The 2,672-nt window shown below is 64.3% G+C and carries 3 protein-coding genes; all 3 read right to left on the reverse strand.

The window, feature by feature from the left end; all coding sequences use genetic code 11:
- Window positions 1–150: 150 nt before the first annotated feature.
- A complete protein-coding gene (locus ACH34W_RS55320) occupies window positions 151–486 on the reverse strand; it encodes a hypothetical protein (RefSeq protein WP_395969345.1) in 336 nt (111 codons plus the stop codon).
- 66 nt (window positions 487–552) lie between these two features.
- The gene (locus ACH34W_RS55325) at window positions 553–1,347 is read right to left on the reverse strand and encodes a helix-turn-helix domain-containing protein (protein ID WP_395969346.1); all 795 of its coding nucleotides are present in this window, start codon (window positions 1,345–1,347) and stop codon (window positions 553–555) included.
- Window positions 1,348–1,400: 53 nt separating this feature from the next.
- Window positions 1,401–1,751 carry a DUF6879 family protein gene (locus ACH34W_RS55330; protein WP_395969347.1) on the reverse strand — a complete coding sequence of 117 codons (351 nt, stop codon included), beginning with the start codon at window positions 1,749–1,751 and terminating at the stop codon, window positions 1,401–1,403.
- Window positions 1,752–2,672 lie beyond the last annotated feature (921 nt).

The following is a 2,672-nucleotide window of genomic DNA, read 5'->3' on the forward strand; positions in this document are numbered from 1 at the left end:
CCACGAGCGGAGCGGCGTTGGTCCCTCGGGGCGGATACGTCGCCTGGTGCGGATTGCAGGCCACCGTTGCGCCGACGTGTTCCCACCAGCCGGGACCGTAGGTGATGGGCTTGCGGCAATGACGGCACACCTGCCCCTCAGCCGTGCTTGTCATCCCACGGCTCGAAGGTGAACACCCAAGTAGCGGCCAACGGCCTCGGCAACGCCCTGGGGGTCGTCTACCGGCCCGATCGTGTCGCCGGTCTCAGCCCAGGTGAACCACCAGTCCGAGTCAACAAAGTCGACCCCGACCTCGGTACGGCGAGAAGCGGCCTCGGAGTTGATGACGTGCAGAACCGGCACACCCGCCCGCCGGACAACCCCACAGGACATACCGCCGCGCTCGCGAACCGCCTCATCCAGAACGGACAGGAACCTACGACGCTCACCGTTACGCGCTGGGGACTCGGTGCCGGTGGCCTCACTGCGAGGCTTGTCGAAGCTCATGACAAGGACGCTAAGTCCCCGCTCTACAGGACTTCCACAAAGATGCTCGATGATGCTCGCTGTGGCTCAGAACTGCGCGTACGTCTCAGAGATCAGCCGCTCAGCGCCCGCGCCGACGAGGGCCATGGTGGAGAGTTCGGTGAAGATGCGCCGATAGATCTCAACCTCGCCCGGCGCGGTGATGTTCAGCTCGGCCGTGGGCGTCTCTGTGATCACACGCCGCCCGTCGAAGATCCAGAAGTTGGGTACCGACCAGATACGGCGTTCCTGGTCACGGGGGATGATCCCGAGCGAGACCTGCGGCCACGTGGCGACGTACCGCAAATGATCAAGCTGCTCTTGCATCATCTCGCGTGAACCGATCCGGAACCACAACGCCGATTCCTCCAGGATGACGGCGAACGTCCGCTTCCCTGACCGGACGACTCGTTGCTTTTCCATACGAGCCTCGACCGCGTCCGCAAGGTCACCGGGGAAACCATGGAACTCGTTGAATCGCCCCATGCGGGCCGTCGCGTAGTCCCTGGTCTGGAACAGCCCGGGAATCACTCCAGGCTCATAGATCTGGAAGGTCGTGGTCTTCTCATAGAGAGGGATGGCTCCGCGCTGCACCGCCTTCAGCCCGGAACGGGCGGCTCGCCGCCATTCGACGTACATCGTTTCGACAGCGCGGGCCATCGCGATCAGATCAGGGATCTGATCCTCAGCGTCACACACAACGCACCAAGTGCGGATGTCCAGCTCAGACGGCGCGGTCGTGGACGCCTCAATCTTGTAGACCTTCGTGCGATCCCAATCCGCGGCCCGCGCCAGAGCCGTCCCGCTGAGATTCGCATCCCGGCGGATGTCACGCAGGCGCACCGCAATGGCGTGCCGCGCCTCCCGAACTGCCGGTGTCGGAGAGTGGGCCACTGTCAGGGCTTGAACTCGGAATGATCGATACCCCTTGCCCAAGCGGCTTCAAAGGCTGAACGCGCGAGCTTGGCCGATGCCTCCCGGTCGTCTCGTTCGACCTCGGTGAGGACGCTGTCGCCGGAGAAGTGGTTCCAGTAGACGACGGCCCCGTCAATCACCCAAAAGTCCGCGCCGGTGAGACACCGACCAGCCGTCTCACGACGGGCCAACCATCGGACCCGTTCACCAGCTCCGATGTTCATGCTCGTCGTCCAGCGGAGATATCGCGCGTACTCACTGACCGGAGTACGGACGATGCGGGCACGGCTGACCGTGACTCCACGTGCGGCGGTTTCCCGGACGATTGACACCCAGGGCGCGAACTTGTCCGCAGGGTCGTAGTCGACACCGCTTTCCAGTCCGCGAAGGTCTTGGACGGAGGGCCGTAGAAGTCCCTCAACTCCAGATGCAGGGCCTCATGGTTTACTTCGCGGAGCATCTCCGCGAATATTTCCTCAAAGTTCTGTGATGACACCATGCGCCTCCGCAAGCAAGCGCTTCAGCCGATCAGGGAAACCGGATGATCGATTCGTGATCGGGCGTCAGCCTCCCCGTCGTTCGTGCCTCGGCCCTGGTCGGGTCATACCGGTCAGCCCCTGCACAACGAACTCGTAGGTCTCGGTGTCCACCCACCACTGCGGGGGAACCTGATGCCTTCACTCTCGTCGTCTCCTCCGATCAACCGTAGAGCCATTACTGTCTCCAGTCCGGAGGATGCTCGATGATGCTCACTGCGCTCTGTGGAAGCCTCTCGCCGCACCACTGCACAGTCAAGCGATGCGCGGCACTCGGTATCTATGCGCAACGAACCCGCCGCGCAGAGGCTCGGGCCCCGAGCGATCGGCGCGACAGCGACCTGACCCCGCCATCCTCGACACACCCGCCGGTGCCTTCACCGTCTGGCGCAGGGTGCCCGGCCTGGCCGCTTTCCCTCGCCCTGACCGGCTCATCACCACCCCTGACGGATCTTGGGCCGAGATCACCCACACACTGCCCGCACGGGTCGAACACGGCGGCCCTACCGACCTGTGGGCCTTCGTCGAAGCCACAACCAGGCAATAGGGCGCCGACGGGCGACCTCCGCTGGACGCCCACACCATCACGATCGACCACAACGGCACACATCCACCCACCAACTGTGCCTTGAGGGAGCCAGCGCTACCGGCCCCGCTGCCGATCACCTGACGGAGGGGTTGAACCGCTGAAGGGGTGGGGGTCTGGGGGCGGAGCCC

Origin of the sequence: Actinomadura sp. 6N118, from assembly GCF_044326415.1 — a bacterium.
In the GTDB taxonomy this organism is placed as follows: Bacteria; Actinomycetota; Actinomycetes; order Streptosporangiales; family Streptosporangiaceae; genus Spirillospora.

Excerpts from the sequence above, each read along its gene's own strand:
- ACH34W_RS55320 (WP_395969345.1), bottom strand. The coding sequence starts at position 486 with ATGAGCTTCGACAAGCCTCGCAGTGAGGCCACCGGCACCGAGTCCCCA.